Origin of the sequence: Mesorhizobium shangrilense, from assembly GCF_040537815.1 — a bacterium.
Lineage (GTDB): Bacteria > Pseudomonadota > Alphaproteobacteria > Rhizobiales > Rhizobiaceae > Mesorhizobium > Mesorhizobium shangrilense.
On sequence record NZ_JBEWSZ010000002.1, the window covers coordinates 437,203 to 461,442 of the forward strand.

22 protein-coding genes are annotated in these 24,240 nt (G+C 62.8%); 9 read left to right on the top strand and 13 right to left on the bottom strand.

Annotation, left to right across the window (positions count from 1 at the left end):
- The first annotated feature begins 114 nt into the window (after nt 1-114).
- Genes ABVQ20_RS26735 through ABVQ20_RS26750 form a run of 4 tightly spaced genes read left to right on the top strand, consistent with a single transcriptional unit; the run spans nt 115 to nt 2,798 of the window.
- Entirely contained in the window at nt 115-576 is a 462-nt protein-coding gene (locus ABVQ20_RS26735; RefSeq protein WP_354463145.1) for a MarR family winged helix-turn-helix transcriptional regulator, read from the top strand.
- 46 nt (nt 577-622) lie between these two features.
- Entirely contained in the window at nt 623-1,186 is a 564-nt protein-coding gene (locus tag ABVQ20_RS26740) for an isochorismatase family protein (RefSeq protein ID WP_354462656.1), read from the top strand.
- A gap of 2 nt (nt 1,187-1,188) precedes the next feature.
- Nucleotides 1,189-1,518 carry a hypothetical protein gene (locus ABVQ20_RS26745; RefSeq protein WP_354462657.1) on the top strand — a complete coding sequence of 110 codons (330 nt, stop codon included), beginning with the start codon at nt 1,189-1,191 and terminating at the stop codon, nt 1,516-1,518.
- Entirely contained in the window at nt 1,515-2,798 is a 1,284-nt protein-coding gene (locus tag ABVQ20_RS26750) for an MFS transporter (protein WP_354462658.1), read from the top strand. Before ABVQ20_RS26745 ends, ABVQ20_RS26750 begins: the two co-directional genes overlap by 4 nt.
- Before the next feature lie 38 nt (nt 2,799-2,836).
- On the opposite strand, the gene ABVQ20_RS26755 is transcribed toward ABVQ20_RS26750, so the two are convergent.
- From ABVQ20_RS26755 to ABVQ20_RS26765, 3 genes are all read right to left on the bottom strand, one after another.
- The gene (locus ABVQ20_RS26755; protein ID WP_354462659.1) at nt 2,837-3,145 is read right to left on the bottom strand and encodes a putative quinol monooxygenase; all 309 of its coding nucleotides are present in this window, start codon (nt 3,143-3,145) and stop codon (nt 2,837-2,839) included.
- Nucleotides 3,146-3,206: 61 nt separating this feature from the next.
- On the bottom strand, nt 3,207-3,986 hold the full coding sequence (locus ABVQ20_RS26760) for an SDR family NAD(P)-dependent oxidoreductase (RefSeq protein ID WP_354462660.1): 780 nt from the start codon (nt 3,984-3,986) through the stop codon (nt 3,207-3,209).
- Nucleotides 3,987-4,047: 61 nt separating this feature from the next.
- Entirely contained in the window at nt 4,048-4,482 is a 435-nt protein-coding gene (locus tag ABVQ20_RS26765; RefSeq protein WP_354462661.1) for a DsrE family protein, read from the bottom strand.
- Nucleotides 4,483-4,582: 100 nt separating this feature from the next.
- Here ABVQ20_RS26765 and ABVQ20_RS26770 point away from each other — a divergent pair, with 100 nt between their 5' ends.
- The gene (locus ABVQ20_RS26770; protein WP_354462662.1) at nt 4,583-5,671 is read left to right on the top strand and encodes a hypothetical protein; all 1,089 of its coding nucleotides are present in this window, start codon (nt 4,583-4,585) and stop codon (nt 5,669-5,671) included.
- Nucleotides 5,672-5,837: 166 nt separating this feature from the next.
- Here ABVQ20_RS26770 and ABVQ20_RS26775 read toward each other — a convergent pair whose 3' ends face one another.
- From ABVQ20_RS26775 to ABVQ20_RS26795, 5 genes are all read right to left on the bottom strand, one after another.
- Entirely contained in the window at nt 5,838-6,785 is a 948-nt protein-coding gene (locus ABVQ20_RS26775) for a cation diffusion facilitator family transporter (RefSeq protein ID WP_354462663.1), read from the bottom strand.
- Between the two features lie 4 nt (nt 6,786-6,789).
- Nucleotides 6,790-8,994 carry an anthranilate synthase gene (locus tag ABVQ20_RS26780; RefSeq protein ID WP_435528433.1) on the bottom strand — a complete coding sequence of 735 codons (2,205 nt, stop codon included), beginning with the start codon at nt 8,992-8,994 and terminating at the stop codon, nt 6,790-6,792.
- A 340-nt stretch (nt 8,995-9,334) separates the two neighbouring features.
- Nucleotides 9,335-10,390, bottom strand: a complete 1,056-nt coding sequence (locus tag ABVQ20_RS26785; protein ID WP_354462665.1) for a M14 family metallopeptidase — start codon at nt 10,388-10,390, stop codon at nt 9,335-9,337.
- Between the two features lie 82 nt (nt 10,391-10,472).
- A complete protein-coding gene (locus tag ABVQ20_RS26790) occupies nt 10,473-11,642 on the bottom strand; it encodes an MFS transporter (RefSeq protein ID WP_354462666.1) in 1,170 nt (389 codons plus the stop codon).
- Nucleotides 11,643-11,808: 166 nt separating this feature from the next.
- Complete coding sequence (locus tag ABVQ20_RS26795) at nt 11,809-14,205, bottom strand: membrane-bound PQQ-dependent dehydrogenase, glucose/quinate/shikimate family (protein ID WP_354462667.1); 2,397 nt, start codon at nt 14,203-14,205, stop codon at nt 11,809-11,811.
- A 172-nt stretch (nt 14,206-14,377) separates the two neighbouring features.
- Here ABVQ20_RS26795 and ABVQ20_RS26800 point away from each other — a divergent pair, with 172 nt between their 5' ends.
- Nucleotides 14,378-14,830, top strand: coding sequence for a MarR family winged helix-turn-helix transcriptional regulator (locus tag ABVQ20_RS26800; RefSeq protein WP_354462668.1), 453 nt, complete (start codon nt 14,378-14,380; stop codon nt 14,828-14,830).
- A 5-nt stretch (nt 14,831-14,835) separates the two neighbouring features.
- On the opposite strand, the gene ABVQ20_RS26805 is transcribed toward ABVQ20_RS26800, so the two are convergent.
- Together ABVQ20_RS26805 and ABVQ20_RS26810 are read right to left on the bottom strand one after the other, a co-directional pair.
- Nucleotides 14,836-16,212 (bottom strand): FAD-containing oxidoreductase, encoded by a 1,377-nt coding sequence (locus tag ABVQ20_RS26805; RefSeq protein WP_354462669.1) that lies wholly within the window; start codon nt 16,210-16,212, stop codon nt 14,836-14,838.
- Nucleotides 16,209-16,670 (bottom strand): DUF4126 domain-containing protein, encoded by a 462-nt coding sequence (locus ABVQ20_RS26810; protein ID WP_354462670.1) that lies wholly within the window; start codon nt 16,668-16,670, stop codon nt 16,209-16,211. Before ABVQ20_RS26810 ends, ABVQ20_RS26805 begins: the two co-directional genes overlap by 4 nt.
- Nucleotides 16,671-16,814: 144 nt before the next feature.
- Here ABVQ20_RS26810 and ABVQ20_RS26815 point away from each other — a divergent pair, with 144 nt between their 5' ends.
- Nucleotides 16,815-17,372: a sugar O-acetyltransferase gene (locus ABVQ20_RS26815; RefSeq protein WP_354462671.1), complete on the top strand. Its 558-nt coding sequence runs from the start codon at nt 16,815-16,817 to the stop codon at nt 17,370-17,372.
- A 5-nt stretch (nt 17,373-17,377) separates the two neighbouring features.
- Here the strand turns inward: ABVQ20_RS26815 and ABVQ20_RS26820 are convergent, their stop codons facing one another.
- A complete protein-coding gene (locus tag ABVQ20_RS26820; RefSeq protein WP_354462672.1) occupies nt 17,378-18,373 on the bottom strand; it encodes a GlxA family transcriptional regulator in 996 nt (331 codons plus the stop codon).
- Between the two features lie 132 nt (nt 18,374-18,505).
- On the opposite strand from ABVQ20_RS26820, the gene ABVQ20_RS26825 reads away from it, so the two are divergent.
- Both ABVQ20_RS26825 and ABVQ20_RS26830 read left to right on the top strand, forming a co-directional pair.
- Entirely contained in the window at nt 18,506-19,147 is a 642-nt protein-coding gene (locus ABVQ20_RS26825) for a cysteine hydrolase family protein (RefSeq protein ID WP_354462673.1), read from the top strand.
- Nucleotides 19,148-19,684: 537 nt separating this feature from the next.
- The gene (locus ABVQ20_RS26830; protein ID WP_354462674.1) at nt 19,685-21,067 is read left to right on the top strand and encodes a hypothetical protein; all 1,383 of its coding nucleotides are present in this window, start codon (nt 19,685-19,687) and stop codon (nt 21,065-21,067) included.
- 42 nt (nt 21,068-21,109) lie between these two features.
- On the opposite strand, the gene ABVQ20_RS26835 is transcribed toward ABVQ20_RS26830, so the two are convergent.
- Together ABVQ20_RS26835 and ABVQ20_RS26840 are read right to left on the bottom strand one after the other, a co-directional pair.
- Nucleotides 21,110-22,789, bottom strand: coding sequence for a formate--tetrahydrofolate ligase (locus tag ABVQ20_RS26835; RefSeq protein ID WP_354462675.1), 1,680 nt, complete (start codon nt 22,787-22,789; stop codon nt 21,110-21,112).
- 321 nt (nt 22,790-23,110) lie between these two features.
- The gene (locus tag ABVQ20_RS26840; protein WP_354462676.1) at nt 23,111-24,235 is read right to left on the bottom strand and encodes a DUF2333 family protein; all 1,125 of its coding nucleotides are present in this window, start codon (nt 24,233-24,235) and stop codon (nt 23,111-23,113) included.
- Between the last annotated feature and the right edge of the window lie 5 nt (nt 24,236-24,240).

Sequence of the window (24,240 nt, forward strand, 5' to 3'; positions counted from 1 at the left end):
CACCACATCGACCACGAGATGGGCTGCCATGCAGGAGGCGGGCATCACGGCCTTGTGACTGCATATATGAAGGTAAACTTTGCAGTTTACATTCATATATGCGAGAACGTCGCTATGAATGATGATCGCAACCACCAGAATGATCCCGATGCCGCGCGCGCCCTGGCTGTCGCGGAAGAGCTTCGGGTCGTGGTCAGCAGGCTGAAACGGCGTCTGCGTGAGCAGGCCGATGTCGGTGACCTGACCTCCTCGCAGAAGTCGATGCTGCTGCATCTGGAACGTGAAGGTCCAGCGACAGTCACGGTACTGGCGCGGGCCCAGAACATGCGCCCGCAATCGATGGGCGCCATCGTCTCAAAGTTGGAAGTGGCCGGTCTGGTGGATGGTGCACCGGATCCGAGCGATGGCCGGCAGACCATCCTCTCGCTGACGCCCGCCTGCCGCGAGATGATTACGGCCGGGCGCGCAGCCCGCCAGGACTGGCTGTTCCGCGCCATCCAGACGAATCTTGATCGCGAGGAGCAGGAGCAATTGGCTGATGCCATCGAATTGCTCAAGCGGCTCGCCGCCTCCTGATCACCATCCATATGTGCGCGCCGTTCCGGTCGCCGAAAGGAACACCATGGCAGTGACCACGCTTGACCAGAAGACGGCGCTTGTCGTTATCGACCTGCAAAAAGGCATCGTCGCGTTTCCCACCGCCCATCCGACCAGCGAGGTCGTGAGGCAAGCAAGCATACTGGCGGATGCGTTCCGCAGTCGCGGCTTGCCAGTCGTGCTCGTCAACGTTGCCGGCGCGCCTCCTGGTCGAACCGAACATCCACCTCGCGTAGGCGCCTTTCCCCAGGGCTGGGCTGATCTTGTCCCCGAACTGAAGCAGCAACCGACAGATCACACGGTGACCAAGCGCACGGCGGGCGCTTTCGTCAACACGGATCTCGAAGCCTGGCTAAAGGGCGAGGGTGTCACCCAGGTGGTGATCGTCGGCATCGCCACCAGCATGGGCGTCGAGGCGACTGCGCGCCATGCCCGCGATCTCGGCTTCAACGTCACGCTCGCCGTCGATGCCATGACCGACACCAATCTCGATACCCATGCCAGCAGCATCGCGCATGTCTTTCCGAGGCTGGGTGAAACCGGCACGACGCGGGACATCCTCGATCTCTTGGCGAAAAGGAGTGCCTGACGATGCAATGGATCGATTATGTATCCTACCTGTTTGGCGGCGCTTTCCTGACGAATGCCGTGCCGCATTTTGTCAGCGGGGTGATGGGGCGGCCCTTTCAAAGCCCTTTCGCCACGCCGCGCGGCGAGGGGCATTCCTCCTCGACCGTCAATGTGCTGTGGGGATTCCTGAACCTGGTGATCTGCTATCTGCTGGTGATCCGCGTCGGCGACTTCGATCTGCGCTCCACGGCTGATGTCGTCGCGCTGGGACTGGGGGCTCTCCTGATCGGATTGTTTACGGCACGCCACTTCGGCCGCTTCAACGGCGGTAACTCTCCCGTCGACGGATGAGCGATCCCGCCAAGGGCACGTTTCGTTCGTTAGCCGGCTTCAACTACCGGCTCTGGGCCGGCGGCGCGATCGTGTCCAATGTCGGGACGTGGATGCAGCGCACCGCCCAGGACTGGGTGGTGCTGACCCAACTGACCCACAACAATGCGACCGCCATGGGCGTGGTAATGGCGCTGCAGTTCGCGCCGCAGATCTTGCTTTTGCCATGGACCGGCTTTGCCGCCGATCATCTCGACCGTCGCAAGCTGCTGCTGGTCACGCAAGGCGCCATGGGCCTGCTCGCGCTCGGCCTTGGCCTGCTCACCATCACCGGGCTTGTCCAGTTGTGGCATGTCTATCTGTTCGCGTTCCTGCTTGGCTGCGCGACCGCGTTCGACTCGCCGGCGCGCCAGACATTCGTCTCCGACCTGGTCGGCGAGGCCGACCTGTCGAATGCAGTGGCGCTGAACTCCACCTCGTTCAACGCGGCGCGGATGATTGGCCCGGCCGTCGCCGGTACCCTCATCGCTTCCGTCGGCTCGGGCTGGGTGTTTCTCATCAATGCGGCGTCGTTTGCAGCCGTGCTTGCCTCGCTTGGCTTGTTGCGTGTCGGCGAGCTTCACCTGAAGGACAAAGCACAGCGAACGAAGGGCAGTCTTGTCGAGGGCTTTGCCTATGTATGGGGCCGTCCCGACCTCAAGGCCATCCTTTTCATGCTGTTCCTGATCGGCACGTTCGGGCTGAATTTTCCGATCTTCATCTCGACCATGTCCGTCTCGGTCTTTCATGCGGGGGCAAGCCAGTACGGGCTGCTGACGTCGACGATGGCGATCGGCTCGGTCGCCGGCGCATTGCTCGCCGCCCGGCGCGAGCAGCCCCGCATGGTGTTCCTTCTGGCTGGCGCGGCGGTCTTCGGTTTTGGCTTTGCGTTGGCCGCGCTCATGCCCAACTACTGGCTGTTCGGCCTCTCGCTCATCGTCATCGGCGTTTCCGCGCAGACCGTCACCACCTCGACGATCAGCCTGGTGCAGCTGTCGACCGAACCGGCCATGCGCGGCCGCGTCATGGCCATATTGCTGGCCATCACGCTCGGCGGTACGCCCATCGGCGCGCCGATCGTCGGCTGGGTGGCCGACAGTTTCGGCCCGCGTTGGGCGCTTGGCGTGGGGGCGCTCGCGGGGCTGGCGGCGGCTGCCATCGTGGCGCGCTATCTGATGCGCTATCACCATATGCGGCTGCTCGTGAATGCCGGACGCGCGCGCATCGTCATGGACGCCGACGCGGCCCTGGAGCATGCATGACGAAGGGATAGCGGCGCCGAAGTGGACGCGCCTTGGCGTCAATCGGTCTTGGCGGGAGACAGGCCGAAGCCGCCCACGGGGTGAGTTTCTATGCGGAATTCCATGCCGGCAATCATCTGGCGTGCCTCGGCGATGGCTGCCTGCACTTCCGGCAGCTGCAGCGATGCCTTGTGGCTGGCGGCGTCCGTCCACACCTCCGTCACCCAGATCGCGTCGGCGTCGGCCGGGTCCCTGGCGATCACATAGCTCAGGCATCCCGGCAGCGCGCCGGTGCTGGCACGCAGGATGTCCATCACAGCATCGCGCTGGCCGCGCGTCGCCCGCATCTTGCCGATCAGTCCGTACATTCCATTTGTCTCCCTTCAAAGCCTCCGACAGCATGCGAGCCGCCAGTATGCAGTTCGCGGTTCAAGGCATCAACTGGCCGCCATTCACCTCGATCACCTGACCGGTGATGTAGCCGCTCAGGAGATCGGAGGAGAGGAACAGATAGGCGCCGACGCAATCCTGCGCCGTGCCGGCGCGACCCTGCGGGATGGTGGCGACCATGCCCTTCATCTGTTCGTCGGTCGAATAGCGCTCATGGAAAGGGGTGGCGATGGTTCCGGGCGCCACCGCGTTGACGCGTATGCCAAAGCCGATCAGTTCCTTGGCCATGCCGCGCGTCACATTGGAGACGAAGGCCTTGGCCGAACCGTAGAGCCCGGCGCCGCCGCCGGCGCCGTTGCGCGCGGCGATCGAGGATGTGTTGACGATGAAGCCGCCCTGTTTCTTCAGCCACGGTATCGCCTTGCGCGAGGCGGTCAGCACGGAGCGGGCGTTGAGGTCCATCACCGCATCGTAATGCGCCTCGGTCTGCTCCGCATAAGGCACGCGGCCGAGCATGCCGCCGGCATTGTTGACCAGGCCATCGAGCCGGCCGAAATGCCCAGCGCTGTCCTCGACGACACGCTCGACATCGGCAGGCACCGAAAAATCGCCCTGGACGAGAAACACCTCGCCGCCGCCGTCACGGATGGTGCCGGCAAGTGTCTCGGCTGCTTGCCGGCTCGAATTGTAGTGCAGCGCAACCCGGCTTTTTTGCGCGGCATAGGCCAGTGCCAATGCTGCCCCTATCCCAGTCGAGGCGCCGGTGACGAGCACCGCCTTGCCGGCGAGATCGGGGATCGAGAGCGTGTTTTGCGGCACCGCAATTCCTCCAGGGATTTCCAATGAGCCTGGCTGTTCCCGGCCTTCTCAAGACTGTGCACTATGGCCGCAGATACGCATAGCCCTGGCGTTGCAGTTCGGCGAGCTTGACGACACCGCCCCTGTCGGCGGCATGAAAACCGTCGAGCAGGTCGGTCAGCGCTATGTCCATGCCCCGCATGGTGTTGGCGCAGGCATAGGGGCTGAGGCCTTGCTGGGTCAGGCCGGAGAGACGGCTGGAGATGGCCCCGGAAGCGCTCTTCGACTTGAAGGCGGCAAGTGCGGGGCCATGCACGACCAGCACGATCTCGACATTGCCGCCTGTGCCCTCATAATGGTTTTTGATGTTGCCGAGCACGAAGCCGACCTTGTCGACGTCGCTCAGATGGTAGGCGACCTTGGGCTTCTCTTCCGCCGTGGCCGCTGCCGCCGTTCGCAGGCCGAGAAGCGTTCCTGCTCCGGCAAGAACCACGCGAAAAATGTCGCGACGTCGCATCGCATCCTCCTCCTGTGCCCGTCTCCCACGAATTGCGTGGCCCCAACCACGATCCTAGCATAAAATGGAACAGCGTCCTGTCGATGCGAGGAGGGGTCACATGGCGTTGAAGGCAATTCTGGGCGCCGGGTTTGGCACGGCGCTGCTTGCCATATTGCCCTGCGCGGCCTTCGCCGATGACGCGCCCAAGCTCAGCGAACTCAGCCCGGACGGCAAGGATGCCTGTTTCGGGCGCGTCTATGATGCCGCCCATCTCAAGGCGCACCCGCAGCAGAAGGTGGCCCGGATTTTCTTCTACTACGGCCATGATCCGGTCAGCCGTCCGAACGAGGAGCCGGCGCCCGGTTCCGACACATCCTACAACGCCTTTATGACGACGACCGTGCGCGGCGCCAGTAAGCCCGACTGGGCCGGTGGCTGGTGCAATAGGCAAGATCCCAATGACAAATCCAGCGGCATCCACTGCGGCATGGATTGCGACCGCACCTTGGCGTCGCTGAAAGTCGATGACAAGGGCCGCCTTGTCGTCTCGGATGTGCAGCCCGATCTCTATCTCGATGCGGGGTCGGAGGAAGAACTGGGCACCGCCGAATACAACAAGCAGGCGCTGGGCAAGGAGGATGACGGCTTCCTTCTGGACCCGATGCCGTCAGCGACCTGCAAGGCCGAGTTCGCGCGCATCGATCCGATCGATCCGGCGCTCGGCGCACCGCTGCGCGAGCGGCTGAAGCCGGACCAGGCGTTTTGCTATGGCCACGACTATGATGATGCGCATATGGCTGGTCATGCCGGCCAGATCACGCAGTCGATCCGGGTTTTCCGAGGACCACTTGAACTGGCCTCGTTCGCCAAGGATGGCGATGCTTCCAACTGGCCGGATGGCGCCGATATTGCCGTGTCGGTGACCACGCGGCAGAAGTCGGGCAAGGTCACGCAGATCTATTCCTGCCAGGGCGAGGCGGACCAATGGCGTTGCGCGGCGAGCGCCAAGATGAGCGACTTCTCCTGCGACGTCACACAGAAGGAAATCTTCCTGCGCCGCGGCGCCGATGGAACCATGATGCTGGCCAACCCCAACAGCGGGCTCCCGGTCGTCGACCTCTGTTCGAAGGCGGCCGACGGCAAGACGAAATCCGACGACAAGGTCTACCGCCTGCAGCCAATGCCGCAGTCGGCCTGCGCGCCGTAAGGCATGCCGATATTCAGGTGATGCCGGCCTGCGAATCGCGGCTTCCTGCGCTTCCGGTGCTCACGTACTTAAAGTACGCTCCGCTCCGGTTCTCGGAAGCCACCATTCTCGGCTCGGCCTGACCTGAATCTCGACAGACCTTGGCAAATCGCAAGCCAACGTGAGGTTACGCGAACGGAACGGCCGTCGTGCCCTTGGGCAGCTTGGCTTCTTCCTCGGGCTCGACATGGATGATAACGCGAACCGAGGGGATTTCGGCCCTCAGCGCGTCCTCGATGCGGTCGCAGATGACGTGGCTGGCGCCGACCGACATGTCGGCATCGACAACCAGATGGAACTCGATGAAGGTGGCGCGGCCGGCGATGCGGGTCTTCAGGTCGTGGACTTCCAGCGCGCCCTTGCAGTTGGCCGAGATGATGTCGCGGATGTGGATGTGTTCCTGCATGTCGACGGCGCGGTCCATCAGACCGTTCATCGACGAACCGATGACATGCCAGCCCTGCCACAGGATGTTCAGCGCCACGATGACGGCAAGTGCCGGATCGAGGATATGCCAACCGGTGAGAATGGCACCGACCAGGCCGCCGAAGACGCCGATCGAGGTGACCACATCGGTCATGATGTGATTGCCGTCGGCGATCAGCGCCGGTGACTTTTCCGCCCGGCCGGCGCGGATCAGCAGCCAGGCCCAGAAGGCGTTGATCGCCGTGGCTACGCCGTTGATGGCCAGGCCCTTCCAAGGCTGTTCGAGAGGGGCGGAGGCTTGCCAGGAACGCCAGACTTCGTTGAGGATCAGGAGTGCCGCAAGGATGATCAGCACGCCTTCGAGCACGGCCGAAAAATATTCGGCCTTGTGATGGCCGAACGGGTGATCCTGGTCGGCCGGCTTGTGGCTGACCTGGATCGCCCAGAAGGCGGCGATCGAGGCGATGACGTTGACGATCGATTCCAGCGCGTCGGAATAGAGCGCCACGGAGCCGGTGACATACCAGGCGGCGAGCTTCAGGCCGAGCACGACGGCAGCAATGATGATCGACCAGAAGGCGAGCGCTGCCACCTTCTTCTTGGCCGCCGCCTTTGCCTCGATCGCCATCATGTTACCGGCTTCGACCATATCGTCAGGCTGCCTTTTCCTTGGCCTTGCGCGGCAGGTGCGCGACGATGTTCTCGATGATGCGCATGCCGGCATTGTGGCCGAGCGTCATGATCGATTCCGGATGGAACTGCACCGCGGCGATCGGCTCCTTGCGGTGCTCGAAGGCCATGATGACGCCGTCCTCGGTCTCCGCCGTGACGATGAAATCGTCGGGCAGCCGCACCGGGTCGGCGAAGATCGAGTGGTAGCGGCCGACGGTGACTTCCTTGGGAAGGCCGGAGAAGATGATGCCCGGCTTCGACACGCGGATGCGCGACGGCTTGCCGTGCATCGGTATGTGCAGCTGCCGTAACTCGCCGCCATAGGCCTCGGCCAGCGCCTGCAGGCCAAGGCAGACGCCGAAGATCGGCAGGTCGCGGGCGCGCGCCTTCTTGATGGTGGCGGCGCAATCGAAATCCTTGGGCGTGCCAGGGCCGGGCGAAAGCACGACGAGGTCGGGCTTCAGCCGGTCGAAGACTTCCTCGGGCACCGGCGTGCGCACGGTCGAGACATTGGCGCCGGTCTGGCGGAAATAGTTGGCCAGCGTGTGGACGAAACTATCCTCGTGGTCGACCAGCAGGATGTTGACACCGTCGCCGACGCGCGCGGTGGTGCGCTCGGTGCTGGCGGCGTTGCCGGCCTTGGCGTCGCGGATGGCGGAGAGCATGGCGGATGCCTTCAGTTCGGTTTCGGCTTCTTCTTCCTCGGGAACGCTGTCGAAGAGCAGCGTGGCGCCGGCACGCACTTCCGCGATGCCGTCCTTGATGCGGATGGTGCGCAAGGTCAAGCCGGTGTTCATGTCACCGTTGAAGTTGACCATGCCGATCGCCCCGCCATACCACGCGCGCGGGCTCTTCTCGTTCTGCTCGATGAAGCGCATAGCCCATAATTTTGGCGCGCCGGTGACGGTGACCGCCCAGGCATGCGACAAAAACGCGTCGAAGGCGTCCATGCCTTCGCGCAGCCGGCCCTCGATATGGTCGACGGTGTGGATCAGGCGCGAATACATCTCGATCTGGCGGCGGCCGATGACGCGCACCGAGCCCGGCTCGCAGACCCGCGACTTGTCGTTGCGGTCGACGTCCGAGCACATGGTGAGCTCGGACTCGTCCTTCTTCGAGTTGAGCAGCTTGAGGATCTGCTCCGAGTCGGAAATGGCGTCGTCGCCGCGCTTGATCGTGCCGGAGATCGGGCAGGTTTCGATGCGGCGGCCGTTGACGCGCACGAACATTTCGGGCGAGGCGCCGATCAAATATTCGCCTTCGCCCAGATTGATGAAGAAGGAGTAGGGCGAAGGGTTGATGGCCTTGAGCTTGCGGGAGATATCGGACGGAGCCGTCTCGCAGCGCTCGTAGAACATCTGGCCGGGCACGACCTCGAACAGGTCGCCGCGCTTGAACGAATCCATCGCCTTGCGCACGATGTTGGCATATTCACCAGGTTCATGATCGCCGCGCGGCGGAATGCGGTCGGGGCTTTTGAATGGCTCGACGACTTCGTCGCGCGGCAGTCCTTCCGTCGAAAACCCGTCACCGGAATAGTCGTAGCGGTCGGTCCAGGCCTTGGCCGAATAATGGTCGACGACCAGGATCTCGTCGGGCAGGAACAGCACGAGGTCGCGCTGGCTCTCCTTGCGCTCAAGCTTGTGGTCGACCGGGTCGAACTGGAAGGCGAGATCGTAGCCGAAGGCGCCGTAGAGACCGAGATTGGCATCTTCCGCGGTCTTGAACAGCGCCGTGATGGCGCGCAGCACGGTGAAGACCGAGGGAACGCGGCTGCGCTCCTCCTCGGTGAAGACACGGCCGGGCTTGGCGACGTCGAGGCGGATGAGCTTTTTCGACGTCTCGGTGATCGTCACCTCGGCGAGGCCGCCGAGTGTCCTACCGAGGATCGGCAGCAACGCCTCGCCACGGCCGTTCAGCGCCTCGATGCGCATGGCGCGGCCGCGTGCGGAGATCACCAGCGGCGGGTCGATGATGGCGGTGTCCCATCGCGTGTAGCGACCGGGATATTCGTAGTTCGAGGAAAACACCGCGCCCCGGCGCGAATTCAGCCCGTCGACATAGGCATCGATCGCGCCTTCGTAGGGCCGGTCATGACGCTCGCGGGTGATGGTCACGCCACCCGCGGTCACGAACTGTTCGGCGCCGTTTTCCAGAACTTTCATCGTCGTCATTGCCGTCTCCATCAGCGTCTTGGATATTTTCAGCTTCTTGGGGCAACGGACCCGGGATTTGGCTTGGAAAAAACAAATGGCCGCCCGGATATTCCGTTGCGGCCACCTTCTATTTTCACGCGCACGCGTTCGAACAGGCCGCTGTCAGCAGGCCCACCACCAGATGGTCTTGATCGAACGCATGTTCATGGCGATTCCCATAGCGGCGATTGAGCGGTCACGCAACTGGATTCAATGCGGAGCCGCGCGCCTGTCAGCGCCTGTTCCATCCCGATTGAATCGGGGTGGGGCTCGATCTCTTGTTAGAGCATGATCTTTCCGAAAACCGGACTTCCACTTTTCGGGATCATGCTCAGTCCTCCAGCGTTCCCGACCGTGCGTCGGCGCTCTTCCTGTCACCGACGAGCTTCAAAAGGTCTTCGCCGGCGCGGATGATGCGGCGGGAGCGCCGCGTCAGGATGAGGCCATCCTGTGGCGCAAAGATCTCGGTACGCCCGCCGGCTTCGCCCGGCGTGTGGACGATGGTGGCAAGGCGCGCGCCCTTGGCGACGCGATCGCCGGGCTTCACATCATAGAGGACGGCGCCGGCCCGGGGCGCCGGCATCATGTCGATGTTTTCAAGTGGCGCGGCAAGGCCGGTGAACGGACCGGGCGCGGGCAGGGTGGTGTCGGTGATCGCGCCACGCACCACGAGGAGGCGATAAAGTCCTTCGGCGTCGGAGGCGGCCAGGGCGCCGTCGACATCGAGGATGCCGCGATATTCGACGGTGGTGGCGACACGGCGGTCGAGCTTCGCCACATCGGCCGGCGCGTTCTGGTAGGGCATGATCGCGGCGCCCTCGAACGTGCCGTCGGCGTCCTCACTCCATAGCAGCACCCCGTCGACGCCCATGGCGGCGGCGCAGTCGGCCATTGCCGGCCACAGGCTGGTGTGGATGTAGAGATAGGCGAGGCCCTCGTCGTCGCAATGCAGGTCGAGCACGATGTCGTGGCCGAGCGATAGCTGCACCAGCCGGCTCTTCAGCCGCTGGTCGGCAGTGCCAAGCGTGGTGTCAGGCAAAAGTGCGGTGTCGGGCGCGGGCAACAGCGGGAAGCCACGGTTGAAATTGGTGCGGGTGCCCAGGTGGAAGCGACCCTGGTGCTCGCCGAAATGGTATTGGGCGCGGCCGATCGGGTTGGCCCAAGGCACGATCGTCAACGAGCCCTTGATGCGGCCTTCGGCTTCAGCCTTGTCGAGCATCGGCATCAGTGCGTCGATGGCGACGACGCCCGGAAGTTCGCCCGCATGGAGGGCGGCCTGCAGGTAGGCCGACGGTGCTGATTTGTCGGTGCCGGTGAAGCGGAACACCGGGAACTCGTAGGAAACGCCCTCGGCGTCGCCGGCAACGCGTTCGATCGATTTCTGCATGACTTCCTCCTTCAACAGGCGAGAAGACATGCCCGTCGGCGAGGCCGTTGTCGATAGGCCCAGTTTGTCGCTTATGGGCGCACTATTCGGCAGGTTGCGCCACCGGCATCCGACGATCCAGTGCCTGCGACAGTACAGCGACGGTGACTGCCAGCAGGGCGAGTGCCGCGCCGACCAGCGGCAGATTGGCGTAGGATACGCCCCAGGACAGCGCCACGCCGCCAATCCAGGCGCCGCTGGCATTGCCGACATTGAAGGCGCCCTGGTTCAGCGTGGCGGCAAGGTTCGGCCCTTCGGACGCCGCTTCGACGACACGGATCTGCAAGGGCGGCACGACGACGAAGATGAGCAGGCCCCACAGGAAGACGATGCCGATGGCCACGCTTGCTATCGCGCCGAACTCCATGAAGCCGACAAACAGCACCGCCAGCAACAGCAGGGTGCCGATCACCGTCGGCATAAGTTTCCAGTCGGCCAGCCGGCCGCCGATGATGTTGCCGATCGTCATGCCGGCGCCGAACAGCAGGAGCACCCAGGTGACCGCTGATGTGGACAGGCCGGACACCTCGATGAGGTAGGGCTTGATGTAGGTGAAGACGGCAAACAGGCTGGCGGAGGCCAGGGCCGCGATCAGCATCGCCAGCCACACCTGCAGTTTGCCGAGAACGCGCAGCTCGCCACGCAGGCCGCCGCCGCTCGGCTCGGCGACATCAGACGGTACCAGCCAGGCGATTGCGGCGACCGAGATCAGGCCGATGCCGACCACGGCAACGAAGGTGGCGCGCCAGCCGAAGGCTTCGCCAAGTGCCGTGCCGGCGGGCACGCCAAGGATGTTGGCCAGGGTCAGTCCGGCAAACATCAGCGCGATGGCGCTCGCCCGCTTGTTACGCGGCACCAGGCTCGCGGCGACGACCGAGCCGATGCCGAAGAAGGCGCCGTGGCCGAAGGCGGTGAAGACGCGGGCGGCCATCAGCATCCAGTAATTGGGGGCGATGGCGCAGAACAGATTGCCGACCACGAAGAGTGCTGCGAGCCCGACGAGCACCGGCTTGCGCGGCAGATGCGCGGTGGCCATCGCAACGATCGGGGCGCCGAAAACGACGCCCAGCGCATAGCCGGTGACCAGCAGGCCGGCCGAGGGAATGGACACGCCGAGGTCGGCGGCGACCTCCGGCAGCAGGCCCATGATGACGAATTCGGTGGTGCCGATGCAGAAGGACGCAATGGCAAGCGCAAGGATCGGCAGGGGCATGGTGCGTCCGGAATGAATCGGTTCAATTTTTAGACTGCGCGAGAATCCATGCCCCGCGCAATGTATATTGCTGCAATGCAGCAATGCAGAAAGCGTGGGGCAGATCGCAAACAGCGCGCCTTAGGCGCCCCGTCGGTTGATCATCCGAGGAACAAGCCTTTCCGGATCATGGCGCCTTCGGCAGGGCATAGGCGATGATGTAGTCGCCGCGATCGGGCGACTGGCGCGAGCCGCCCGCCGAGACGACGACGAACTGGCGGCCGCTTTCCGGCGACGTGTAGGTCATCGGTGTCGCCTGCGCGCCGACCGGCAGCCGGCCTTTCCAGAGTTCCTCGCCGGTGGCGACGTCGATGGCGCGCAGATAGTAGTCCTGCGTGCCGGCATAGAAGACGAGGCCGCCCGCCGTCGTGATCGGGCCGCCGAGCGAAGGCATGCCGATAGGGATCGGCACGCCGGTCTTCAGGCCGAGCGGGCCGGTGTCCTGCAGCGTGCCGGCCGGAACCTGCCAGACGAGTTTTCGCGTGTTCAGGTCGATGGCTGTTATCGTGCCGTAGGGCGGCTGGTGGCAGGGCACGCCGAGCGGCGACATGAAGCCGTTCTTGAGCGCGCCATAGGGCGTGCCGAGCTGTGTCCCCAGCCCGTCATGCGCCGCCGAGGGACCATAGGCGTCGGCTTCGGCGCGCGGCAGCAACTGCACGAATTGCGGCATGCGGATATCGTTGACGATCAAGGTGCCATTGGCCTCGTCGACCGAGGCGCTGCCCCAGTTCATGCCGCCATAGTAGCCGGGATATTGCAGCGAGCGGGTCAGGCCGGGAGGCGTGAACTCGCCGTCATAGCGCAGCTTCTTGAAGCCGATGCGGCAATAGAGCTGGTCGAAGGGGGTAGCGCCCCACATGTGGGCTTCGGTGAACGGCTCGTCACCGATCGAGGGCATGCCGACCGAGTAGGGCTGCGTCGGCGACAGGAAGTCCTCCTTGGCGCCGCCATTCTGCGGCACCGGCTTTTCCTGGACCTCGGCGATCGGCTTGCCGTCGCGGCGGTCGAGCATGAAGATCTGGCCGCGCTTGGTCACCTGGATCAGCGCCGGCACCTTGCCGCCCTTGCCGTCCGGAACGTCATAGAGCGCCGGCTGCGAGGGAAGGTCATAGTCCCATAGATCGTGATGCACGGTCTGGAACTTCCAGCGTTCGCGGCCGGTGGCGATGTCGAGCGCCACGACCGAGGCGGTGTAGTCTTCCGCCGCCTTGCTGCGTTCGGCGCCGAAGAAGTCGGGCGTAGCGTTTCCGGTCGGCAGATAGACAAGGCCGAGCGCGTCATCATAGCTCGGCGTCGACCAGACGTTGGGCGTGCCGCGCGTGTAGCTCTGGCCATCGGGCGGCAGCTTGGTGATGGCGGGATTGCCGAGGTCCCATGCCCAGACCAGTTCGCCAGTCCTGGCGCTGAAGGCCCGGATGGCGCCGGACGGTTCGCCGGTCTCGACATTGTCCCAGACCCAGCCGCCGATCATGATGAGATCGCGCATGACGGTGGGAGCAGACGTCTGGAAGTAGAAGCCGGGCTTGACCTCGCCCATGCCGTGCTTGAGATCGACAGTACCGCCCTGGCCAAAATCCTGGCAGGGCTGGCCGGTCCTGGCGTCGATCTCGATCAGCCGGGCGTCGATGGTGGTCATGACGATGCGGCCGGCGCACGCTGCCGATACAGGGGCGGGCGGCGTTGTCGTTGTGGTGCCGTCGGCGGCAGGTGCCGCCGTTGCTGCTGCGGGCTCATAGTAGCTCACGCCACGGCAGCGCTGCCATAGCGGCGCCGACGCCTTGGGGTCGAATGTCCAGCGCGGTTCGCCGGTCTCGGCGTTGAGTGCGTTGACGATATTGTGCGAGGAGCAGGTGTAGACCGTGTCGGCCACCTGCAGCGGCGTGTTCTGGTCTTCTGCGCCCTTGGTCGGGATATCGCCGGTGCGGAAGGTCCAGGCGACCTTGAGGTCCTTTACGTTGTCCTTGGTGATCTGGTCGATCGGTGCGTAGCGGGTGCCGGCGGGTGTGCGGCCATAATGGCGCCAGTCGGTATTCGCAGCGGCGGGGGCGGGGGCGATGGTGGCGACGGCCACCGTGTTGCGGATCACCCCATGTGGCTGAAAGGCGTAGGCGCCGGTTGCGATCAGCGCCAGCACGAGAAGGCCGGCGAGAGCGAACGGGCCTCGCTTGCCGCCTGTTGATGACGGGAACAGTGGGGCCAGCAGAAGGGCGATCACCGCGAGCACGGCGGGCGCGACCAGCCTTGGCACCAGCGGCCAGAAACTCAGGCCGGCTTCCCATAGCGCCCAGGCGATGGTGGCGAGGAAGATCAGGATGTAGAGCCAGAAGCCTGCCTGGCGGCGCAAGACGAACAGGAAGCCGGAAATGATGATGCCGACGCCGGCCAGCGCGTAGTACCAGGAGCCGCCAAGGCCAACCAGTTGAACGCCGCCATAGAGCAGCGGCAGGCCGATGATCATCAGGATCAGGCCGAAAAGCACAAGCAGCCAGATGCCGCCGGATCTGTTGGAATCTTGCTCTGACATGTAGGTCCTCACGCTTGTCCGGGATGCGGGCGCCTCGCGGTCGCGGCGGCCGAAGGGGCCGTCAGGGCGATCTTTGGACGTGAGGTCGTCGGCTTCCGGTTTCGGCGACGGGGGCTTCGCCAGGGAAAGAATTTTATCGCAACCTAATAGATAGCATGTTATCCTTTTAGCCATGTCCAAGCAAGACCCGGATCGTGCCAGATTTGGCCTATTGGTTATCTCAGTCGCCAGGCTGTGGCGTCGCGCCGCCGACAACGCGCTCGACGATTGCGGCCTGTCGCATGCCACCGCCATGCCGCTGGTGATGCTGTCGCGCCTCGGCGACAATATTCGCCAGGGCGTGCTTGCCGATCAACTGGGCTTCGAGGGGCCATCGCTGGTGCGCATCGTCGATCTCTTGATGGAAGACGGGCTGGTGACACGCGCCGAGGATCCCGCCGACCGGCGGGCAAAAATCCTGTCGCTGACCGATACCGGGCGCAAGCGGGTGACCGAGATCGAACGCCTCCTGGCGGTGCTGCGGGGCGACCTGCTCAAGGATGTCGGCGACGCCGAATTGCGAAATTCGGTTGGCCTGCTGGAACGGCTTGAAACGATGCTGGTTGCGCAAGAGGACGCGAAGTAGGAAGCCTATGCCAATGGCTTCAGCTCCTGCGCAATTGTGGGCAACAGCTCCGAGACGGTGGGGTGGATATGCACGGCACGCGCGAGCGTGTCGACGGGTGCCCTGGCGTACATCAGGTCGAGCACGCAATGCACGGCCTCGTCGCCGCCGGGGCCGAGCACCGAGCAGCCGAGGATCTCCCTGGTGTCGGCGTCGACCAGGATCTTCATGAAACCTTGCGTCTCGCCCTTTTCCACGGCGCGGCCGACGCGGGTCATCGGCCGCTGCCCGACCAGGGCGCGACGGCCGGATTTGCGTATCGCCGTTTCGGTCATGCCGCAGCGGCCGAGCGGCGGGTCGATGTAGAGCGCATAGGCCTCGATGCGGTCGCTGACCTTGCGCGGGTCATTGTCGAGCAGGTTGGCGGCGACGATCTCAAAATCGTTGTAAGAGGTGTGGGTGAAGGCACCCTTGCCGTTGCAGTCGCCCATCGCCCAGATGCCGCGGACGCTGGTGCGCAGCTGATCGTCGACGATGACGAAGCCGTGCTTGTCGAGTTCGACGCCGGCCTTGTCGAGGCCGAGGTCGTCGGTGTTGGGCACCCGGCCCAGCGCCAGCAGCACGTGCGAACCAACCGCGGGCGGTTTGCCGGCGGAGAAGGTCACGGCAATATCCCCGCCCTGCTTGGCGAAGCTGATGTCGTCGATGCCGACATGGACCGTGATGCCCTCATTCTCGAGAATGGACAGGATGGCGGCCGAGACGTCCTGGTCCTCGCGGCCGGTCAGCCGGGGCGCCTTCTCGATGACCGTGACCTCGGAGCCGAAGCGGCGGAACATCTGCGCGAACTCCAGCGAGATGTAGCTGCCGCCGACAACGACGAGATGGCGCGGCAGCACGTCGAGATCCATCATCGACGAATTGGTCAGATAGTCGATGTCGTCTATGCCAGGCAGGTCCGGCACCGAGGCGCGGCCGCCGGTGTTGAGGAATATCTTGTCAGCGGTCAAAAGGTCATCGCCGACGCGCACCGTGTTGGCGGATTCAAACCGCGCATGGCCGCGATAGAGCGTGCATTTGTCCATGCCGGCAATCCAGGTCTCGAGCCTGGTGCGGGCGTCGTTCGACACCTTGTCCTTGCGCGCCTTGATCTTTTGATAGTCGACGCCGACGGTGCCGCTCAGCGTGACACCGTAGTCCGCGGCGCGGCGTGCCAGATGCGCGGCATAGGCGCTGGCGACCATGGTCTTGGTCGGCATGCAACCGGTGTTGACGCAGGTGCCGCCGACCAGCTTGCGCTCGATCAGCGCCACGCTCATGCCGGCGGCCGACAGGCGGCCAGCCAAAGGCGGTCCCGCCTGTCCGCAGCCAATGATGATGGCGTCGAAGGCCTTTGCCGTCATCTCAGGGCCGCCACGATCAGCAGGCCGCAGATGATCGCCACCGCGTCCTCGATGAAGGCGGCGGGCTGGTCCTTGCCGAAGGCTGCCGCCAGCTGGGAGCGCGCTGCGGCGCCGCCCAGCGTGCCGATGACAGCGCCGATGACGCCGGCGACCAGGCCGCCGATAGTGGCCCCACCGGTGGCGCCGATCACCGCGCCGGTGAAGGCGCCCAGGATGATGCGCGCCCCGAATTGCGGCGGGGTTTTCCGGCTCGGTGTCGACGGCAACTGATCGGCAACCAGTTCGGCGATGGCCAGGATGGTGAAGATGCCGACGGCAGCCCAATGGCTCATGAAGCTCGCCCAGGTGCCGGCAACCGGCAGCCAGCCGAGATAGGCGCCCCAGGCGATAGCGGCCGGCGCCGTCATGGTGCGCAGGCCGGCGATGACGCCGATCAGAAGTGCAAGAATGTACAGCATGGTTGGTCCCCTCCAATGCCGGACGGACAATCCAGCAGGGCAAGCTAACATAGGTCCTGCATTTGACCAGCGGCGATGTCGAGCCTGGCGCTTTCCCGCCGGCTCGGACTGTGCTCTGCCTGCAATTCAAACTGGAGGCGGCTCATGGCTGGGAGTGAACGCGCAAAGATGGCTGAAGGCGAATGGTACACGTGCCTCGATGCCGAACTGGAGGTGTTGCGCGCCGCAGCCGCGGATGCAGTGTTCGAGCACAATACGCTACCGCTCCGTCAGCGCGGAAACCTCGGGCCGGCGCTGAAGGCACTGCTTGGCGGCGTGGGCGAGGGGGCCCGGATCGAGGCGCCGTTCCACTGCGCCTATGGCTTCAACATCCATCTAGGCGACGGCGTCTTCCTCAATGCCGGCTGCACCATCCTGGATACGGCGACGGTTCGCATCGGCGAGCGAACGCTGCTCGGACCCAATGTGCAGATCTATTGCGCCGAGCATCACAAAGAGGCTTCCGGTCGGCAAGTGGGGCTGGAGATCGCCAGGCCGGTCGAGATCGGCGCCAATGCCTGGATCGGCGGCAGCGCCATCATCCTCGGTGGCGTGACCATTGGTGATGGCGCCATCGTCGGCGCCGGCGCGGTGGTGACGCGCGACGTGTCTGCGAACACAACCGTCGTTGGCAATCCGGCGCGGCCGGTCAAACGCGATTGAACAGATCAGGATGACAGCGCGTGCGCCATGCGCTCGTCCCGATCGACCCGCCTGGAGAATTCGCGCCGGTATTGCGCCGGCGATGTCCTGAGCCGGGCGGCGAAATGCTGGCGCAGCGACGTGGCGCTGCCGAAGCCGGCCTCGAATGCCACCATGTCCATCGACTTCTCGGTCGCCTCCAGCAGACGCTGCGCCAGTTCGATCCGCTGGCTGGTCAGCCATTCGCCGAAACTGGTGCCGATCGATTTCTGAAAGCGGCGGGTGAAGGTGCGCCGGGTCAGGCCGGCGGCCTCGGCGACGTTGTCCAGGCTGTGCGTCTCGCCCAGTGTCGCGCGAACCGCGTCGAGGGCCTGAGTGAAACGGTCGGCATGAGCGCCTTTTGCCACCGGATGCTCGATGAATTGCGCCTGCCCGCCCTGCCGATGCGGAGAAAGGACAATCTGGCGGGCAAGCCGAAGTGCTGCTTCCGCGCCGTAGCGGGCTCGCACGATGTGGAGACAGCAGTCGAGGCCGGCGGCAACGCCGGCCGAGGTCACGACATCGCCATTGTCGACGTAGAGCACGGCGGCATCGACGGCAATGTCGGGATGGAGCCTCTGCAGTTGCTCGGAATAGGCCCAGTGCGTCGCGGCACGGCGCCCCGAAAGCAGGCCGGCAGCGGCAATGGCAAAGGTGCCGAGACACAGGCCGACAATCAATGCGCCCTGCCGGTGCGCCTGGCGCAGCGCCTCCACCAGCGGCGGCGACGGCGGCTCGTCCAGATGATGCCAGCTTGGGACAATGACGATGTCTGCGCCCTCAAGCCCGTCGAGCCCATGCGGCGCGGCAACCGTCAGTCCGGCTTCGGTATGGATGGGGCCGGCCTTGACCGCACAGATGCGGAAATCGAAGCGCGGCAGGCCAAGTGCTGAGCGGTCCTCACCGAAGACAAGGCACGGCACGGAGAGATGGAACGGGCTGATGCCTTCGAAGGCAAGGACGGCGACGATCGGATTGGTCATCAGGGCACCCAGGGAACTCGTGCCGGGATTGTCCCAATTCTTTCGTATGATGTCAATCAGGCCACTTTCTGGTCTGCTCCACCGCCTCTATCCTCACTCCCATCCAATCAAGCCAGCAGGAAAGGAATTCCCATGTCTGAACCGGTCAAGGCTCCGCGCCGCGCGCTTATCGTCATCGATGTCCAGAACGACTATGACGGCGGCAACCTCGCCATCCAGCATCCGCCGTTCCGCGACAGCGTCGTCAATGTGGCTCGCGCAATGGATGCGGCCACCGAGGCCGGCATCAAGGTGGTCGTCATCAAGCAGTTGGCGCCCGAGACGGCGCCGATCTTCGCCAAGGGCAGCCACGGTGCTGAACTCCACCCGGAAATCGCCAGGCGGCACCGCGACCACTACGTCGAAAAGAACCTGCCTTCCGCCTTCACGGGCACGGACCTGGAAGAGTGGCTGCGCGCCAATGCCATCGATACGATCGCTGTCGTCGGCTACATGACACATAATTGCGACCTGTCGACCATCATCCACGCCGTGCATATGGGCTTCGCGGTCGAGTTCCTGTCCGATGCGACCGGCGCGCTGCCCTATGCCAACAGCGCCGGCTATGCGTCAGCCGAAGAGATCCACCGTGTCGTGACCGTTATCCTGCAGTCGCGCTTCGCGGCGGTGCTCAAGACCGCCGAATGGGTCGAGTGCCTGAAGACCGGCGCCTTGCCGGAGCGCGACACAATCTATGCGTCCAACCAGCGCGCGCTGGCGCGGAACGCCGCCTAAGCACTTTCTCCGCGTGGGATAAAAAAGGCGCTGCAGCGATGCGGCGCCTTTTTTTGAGATCAGCAAAGCCACCCGCGCGGGGGGATAGGCTTGGGCATTACCTTCGCGTCCGATTTTAAAATTTCACAAGCAGACCTGTCATGAAGTGAATATTCTTCCCGTCTGATTATTATGAAGGACAAAAGAAGGCGAAGGTAATTTTTTGAGAAGAAATGTGATCCATTTCACATACATAACTCTCGACTTGCAAAAGATGCATAGTTGGCATTTAATGGAAGTGCGATTGGTAGACGCTGAGGCTAGCAATTGAAATCGCGGGTTGTACAAACTGTGTTTGCTGCCGCTATCGCGTGTATAGCGGCAATTTCACCTTGGCCAGCTTTTGCTCAAGTTCCGCCGCATGCTCCAGGTACGGTTTGTTATACACCATACTTCTGGTGCTGGGCGCAGCCGCCTGGGCCGCCTGGATATCCGTGTGGGTGCCCGGGGCAATATGGTTATGTGCCAGGCACGCTTGGATAACCTCGGAGGTGGGTCGTGCCGGAGCGTGTTGAAACAGACGACGCAATCATCCAGGGGTGGTTAAACGATGCTCGGCTCATTTCGATATATGCGGCGCAGGCTGGAGTCATCAAAGACAATGAGCTTAATGTTTCTATTGGAGCCGTCGATCAACTGGCTGAGAAAAAATTAGGTGCACCGGAGGTTGAAGGCCTTCGACTTCAATTAAACAAGGCGCTGGAGTCTGTGCCATTTTCTACCTTGGTAGCATTGCGAAATGGCTGGAGGCCTGGCGACACTAAGCAGAGCCAGAAGAAACTGATATTTCTTCTCATCTTTTCAGTCACAATCATGGTTCTTGCAGGCCATCTTTCTCAGATATACAACACTGGTGTAAGCCTTTTATCTGAAATACGTGTATTATCCGTCTCCCATCCTGACAGGCGATTCGGTCAGCTTTCGCGGCAACTATTGGCTGCCCGCAAGGAGATTGCAAATTCGGCTTCGAAAAGCGGGTCTTTGGAGAGCCAATCGCTTGGTCTGCAGGCATATTTTCAGGTTTTCGATGACCTTCGAGAACTTGACTTGGAGTTGTCGCAAATATCTGATCGTGTCGAAAAGTATAGTGATCAAGCCAGCTTTCCAATAATAGGATCAAAGCTCCTGTTATATTACTATTATTCTTTTCAAAGGTATTTAAATATTGCTGATTCTGAAACTTTAATTTGGCTGCAAAAGCAGCATCCGACACCTTTGTCCAGTCAAACTTCGGCAAAAAATAGTACGACCTCAATTGGTGCGGTCCCGGTTTCGGCCCTAGCTCAGCCCGTTGTTGCCGTGCTTTCCGAGTTGGGCCTCTACGACCAAAGTCCTTTTTGTGCGCAGAAAATCGATGCAGAAAAGCTCATAAAAGACCAAGTAAGATTCATTGACAATGTTATGCACTATGATTATTTCGCAAATGTTGCCAAAGAGTACTTTTATGCAAATATATATAATAACTGTTTTGAATCAATAAAATATGGTCCATCCTATATCCCAAGCATGGATGATTTTTCTTCGAGTGTAAGTAGCTTGATTGCGCCTTATGCGATGTGGATTCTTCCTGGTTTGTATGGGGCAATTGGCGCAACCATTTTCTATTTGCGTATGATTCTTGACCCTCTCGTCCCGGATCCAAGCAAATCGCGTATTTTCCATCGTATTGTTCTCGGAGCTCTGTCCGGCATGGTTTTAGCCTGGTTTTGGGTTCCGGACACGCGGTTTGGAACGGACCTCGCTAATATTGGATTTAGCTTGTTTGCACTCTGCTTTATATTCGGGTTCAGCCTTGATGTATTCTTTGCCATGCTGGACAGATTTGTGAAGGTTTCCGTCGGAGCCATTGGCCAAATGGGAGCAGATCAGGCGAAGGCCTGATCTGCTGGAGACTATATCGATTTTGTGACTGGTGCCCTGAACTCAGAACAGCCCTTCGATCTGGCCGGCCTCGTTGAGGAAGATCTTTTCCGACGACGGCTTGCTCGGCAGACCGGGCATGGTCATGACCTCGCCGCAGATGATGACGACGAAGCCCGCGCCCGCCGAAAGCCTGACCTCGCGCACCGGCACGGTGTGGCCGGTCGGCGCGCCACGCAGGTTCGGGTCGGTCGAGAAGGAATATTGCGTCTTGGCCATGCACACCGGCAGGTGCCCGTAGCCGGCCTGTTCCCAGGCGTGCAACTGGTCGCGCACCGACTTGTCGGCGATTGCCTCCGAGCCGCGATAGATGCGCTGGACGATGGTGTTGATCTTCTCGAACAGTGGCATGGCATCGGGATAGAGCGGCGCGAACTGCGAGGCGCCGGATTCGGCCAGTGCCACCACCTTGTTGGCGAGTTCCTCGATACCGGCCGAGCCCTTGGCCCAATGCTTGCACAGGATGGCTTCCTCGCCCATCGAGGCGACATAGTCCTTCATCGTCTGGATCTCGGCGTCGGTGTCGGAATAGAAGTGGTTGATGGCGACCACCGCCGGCACGCCGAACTGACGGATGTTCTCGATGTGGCGGCCGAGGTTGGCGCAGCCCTTCTTGACCGCCTCGACGTTTTCCTTGCCGAGGTCTTCCTTCTTGACGCCGCCATTCATCTTCATGGCGCGCACGGTGGCGACGATGACGGTGGCGGCGGGCTTCAACCCGGCCTTGCGGCACTTGATGTCGAAGAACTTCTCCGCACCGAGATCAGCGCCGAAGCCGGCTTCGGTGACGACGTAGTCGGCGAGTTTCAGCGCCGTGGTGGTGGCAACCACCGAGTTGCAGCCATGCGCGATGTTGGCGAAGGGACCGCCATGGACGAAGGCCGGGTTGTTCTCCAGCGTCTGCACCAGGTTGGGCTGCATGGCGTCCTTGAGCAGCACGGCCATGGCGCCGTCGGCCTTGAGGTCGCGAGCATAGACCGCCGACTTGTCGCGGCGATAGGCGACGATGATGTCGCCGAGACGCTTTTCCAGGTCCTTCAGGTCGGTCGAAAGGCACAGGATGGCCATGACCTCCGAGGCGACGGTGATGTCGAAGCCAGCTTCGCGCGGAAAACCGTTGGCGACACCGCCGAGCGAGCAGGTGATCTCGCGCAGCGCCCGGTCGTTCATGTCCATGACGCGACGCCAGACGACGCGGCGGATGTCGATGCCGAGCTCATTGCCCCAGTAGATGTGGTTGTCGATCAGCGCAGAGAGCAGATTGTGCGCCGTGGTGATGGCGTGGAAGTCACCGGTGAAATGGAGGTTCATGTCCTCCATCGGCACCACCTGTGCGTAGCCGCCGCCGGCGGCACCGCCCTTGACGCCGAAATTCGGGCCGAGCGAGGCCTCGCGGATGCAGACGATGGCCTTCTTGCCGATGCGGTTGAGGCCATCGCCGAGACCGACCGTGGTGGTCGTCTTGCCTTCGCCGGCCGGCGTCGGGTTGATGGCGGTGACGAGGATCAGCTTGCCGTCCTTGTTGCCCTTCACCGACTTGATGAACTCGGCCGAGATCTTGGCCTTGTCGTGGCCGTAGGGCAGGAGATGTTCGGTCGGGATGCCGATCTTCTGGCCGATCTCCTGGATCTGCTTTTTCTTGGCGCCGCGCGCGATCTCGATGTCGGACTTCACTTCGGCCATGACGGCTTTCCTTCAGATTGGTCGGTGGAGGGGACGGGGTTGATGTCTATCGCAAGCATGTTGGAAACGGCCCGCGGGCGCGAGGGCATGTTCTAACCCTGTCGCTGCCGCGGCGTCAACTTGCATGCAACTATGTTTCCTATGAAGAAAAATTTCTCTGCAGCCGACGGACCTGTCATCGGTTCTTCTCGTGCCGGTTGCCGCGCCGTATAGAAGCCAGAGCACGCGACGTTCCGCCGTCTCAAAACAGCCGCACAATGCACGGAATGCGACAGAGGCGAGGGCGCAAATTCGCCATCGCCATGTCGGCCGTGGACACCGCTACTGCGTCAGCACGTTGCTGATCTCGACCAGGTTGGAGCGGACCCTGAGCACATAGAAGCCCATCGTCGTCAGATGCGTCGGGAAAATCCAGCCATCCTCGCGGCCGTTGGCGATGATGAAGGGCTGGATGCGCAGCGCCGAGGTGAATTGCTGGTCCATCGTGTCCCACAGGTTCTGAAGGTGCTTTTCCTTGATCACGTCCTCGAAGTCGGCCTGTGCGCCCTTCATCAGCCCGTAATAGGCGTAGAGCTGGCCATAGGCGAACCAGTAGCGGTCGTCGGCGCGGAAGTCGAACCAACCATTGTTGTAGTGCTCGGCCCGGTCCTTGAGGATGGCCGAGGTCGAGCCGATATCGCTGGCGATGCGGTCGAGATACTGCTTGAGGTTGTCGGCGCGGGCATCGAACACCGTCTGGCAGGTCTCCAGCCGGGCGTTGAATGCACGCAGCTTGCGGATGGCATCGCGATAGTAGCTCGGTGTCGGCGTCTTCGGGCCGAACGGGCTGAGGCCGAAATACCAAGTGTATTCGTCGAACTGCAGATTGCCGCGCGCGTCCTGCAGGTCGCTGTCGATCTGCGAGGTGGTGCGCACCCGACCGAGATTGTCGGCAAGTTCCGTCGTCGTGCGCCGAACCGCCTGGTTGATGCCGCGCTGGAACGATGCCTTGTTGTCGAAGAACGGCGTGCTGTCCCAGTCGATGCCGAAGAAGCCGAGCTTATAGAGGATCATCGACGACACCCAGGCATTCTGGTTGACGTTGAAGTCGGTCAGGTCCGCGGCCACCTGGGCGATCGCCGAATTTCCGCAGGTCTTGGCGGTGTCGGTTCCGGCACCGGCCGTCACCTGCTCGCCGGCGGAGACATTGCGCTTCTCGAAACTGTAGGTGTCGGGGTAGTTCGGGTTGAAATTGTTCCACCACTGCGTGGCGTAGAAGAAATTGGCGTAGAGGCCGATCAGCACCAGAAGTGCCACGCCGACGCCAGCCTTGAGGATCCAGCCGCGCTGCAGGTACCAGCGTCCGGCCCACATGAACGGCCACAGGATGACGCCGATCGCGAAGCCGATGCCGCGGCCGATCCAATGGAAGATACGGGTGACGAAGTTCACGATAGGATCAAGCATGGCGA

Coding starts and splice junctions, on each gene's coding strand:
- ABVQ20_RS26745 (WP_354462657.1), top strand. CDS start 1,189: ATGCAATGGATCGATTATGTATCCTACCTGTTTGGCGGCGCTTTCCTG.
- ABVQ20_RS26735 (WP_354463145.1), top strand. CDS start 115: ATGAATGATGATCGCAACCACCAGAATGATCCCGATGCCGCGCGCGCC.
- ABVQ20_RS26800 (WP_354462668.1), top strand. CDS start 14,378: ATGTCCAAGCAAGACCCGGATCGTGCCAGATTTGGCCTATTGGTTATC.
- ABVQ20_RS26755 (WP_354462659.1), bottom strand. CDS start 3,145: ATGTACGGACTGATCGGCAAGATGCGGGCGACGCGCGGCCAGCGCGAT.
- ABVQ20_RS26770 (WP_354462662.1), top strand. CDS start 4,583: ATGGCGTTGAAGGCAATTCTGGGCGCCGGGTTTGGCACGGCGCTGCTT.
- ABVQ20_RS26765 (WP_354462661.1), bottom strand. CDS start 4,482: ATGCGACGTCGCGACATTTTTCGCGTGGTTCTTGCCGGAGCAGGAACG.
- ABVQ20_RS26805 (WP_354462669.1), bottom strand. CDS start 16,212: ATGACGGCAAAGGCCTTCGACGCCATCATCATTGGCTGCGGACAGGCG.
- ABVQ20_RS26835 (WP_354462675.1), bottom strand. CDS start 22,789: ATGGCCGAAGTGAAGTCCGACATCGAGATCGCGCGCGGCGCCAAGAAA.
- ABVQ20_RS26815 (WP_354462671.1), top strand. CDS start 16,815: ATGGCTGGGAGTGAACGCGCAAAGATGGCTGAAGGCGAATGGTACACG.
- ABVQ20_RS26840 (WP_354462676.1), bottom strand. CDS start 24,235: ATGCTTGATCCTATCGTGAACTTCGTCACCCGTATCTTCCATTGGATC.
- ABVQ20_RS26750 (WP_354462658.1), top strand. CDS start 1,515: ATGAGCGATCCCGCCAAGGGCACGTTTCGTTCGTTAGCCGGCTTCAAC.
- ABVQ20_RS26785 (WP_354462665.1), bottom strand. CDS start 10,390: ATGCAGAAATCGATCGAACGCGTTGCCGGCGACGCCGAGGGCGTTTCC.
- ABVQ20_RS26795 (WP_354462667.1), bottom strand. CDS start 14,205: ATGTCAGAGCAAGATTCCAACAGATCCGGCGGCATCTGGCTGCTTGTG.
- ABVQ20_RS26790 (WP_354462666.1), bottom strand. CDS start 11,642: ATGCCCCTGCCGATCCTTGCGCTTGCCATTGCGTCCTTCTGCATCGGC.
- ABVQ20_RS26825 (WP_354462673.1), top strand. CDS start 18,506: ATGTCTGAACCGGTCAAGGCTCCGCGCCGCGCGCTTATCGTCATCGAT.
- ABVQ20_RS26810 (WP_354462670.1), bottom strand. CDS start 16,670: ATGCTGTACATTCTTGCACTTCTGATCGGCGTCATCGCCGGCCTGCGC.
- ABVQ20_RS26820 (WP_354462672.1), bottom strand. CDS start 18,373: ATGACCAATCCGATCGTCGCCGTCCTTGCCTTCGAAGGCATCAGCCCG.
- ABVQ20_RS26740 (WP_354462656.1), top strand. CDS start 623: ATGGCAGTGACCACGCTTGACCAGAAGACGGCGCTTGTCGTTATCGAC.
- ABVQ20_RS26780 (WP_435528433.1), bottom strand. CDS start 8,994: ATGGAGACGGCAATGACGACGATGAAAGTTCTGGAAAACGGCGCCGAA.
- ABVQ20_RS26775 (WP_354462663.1), bottom strand. CDS start 6,785: ATGGTCGAAGCCGGTAACATGATGGCGATCGAGGCAAAGGCGGCGGCC.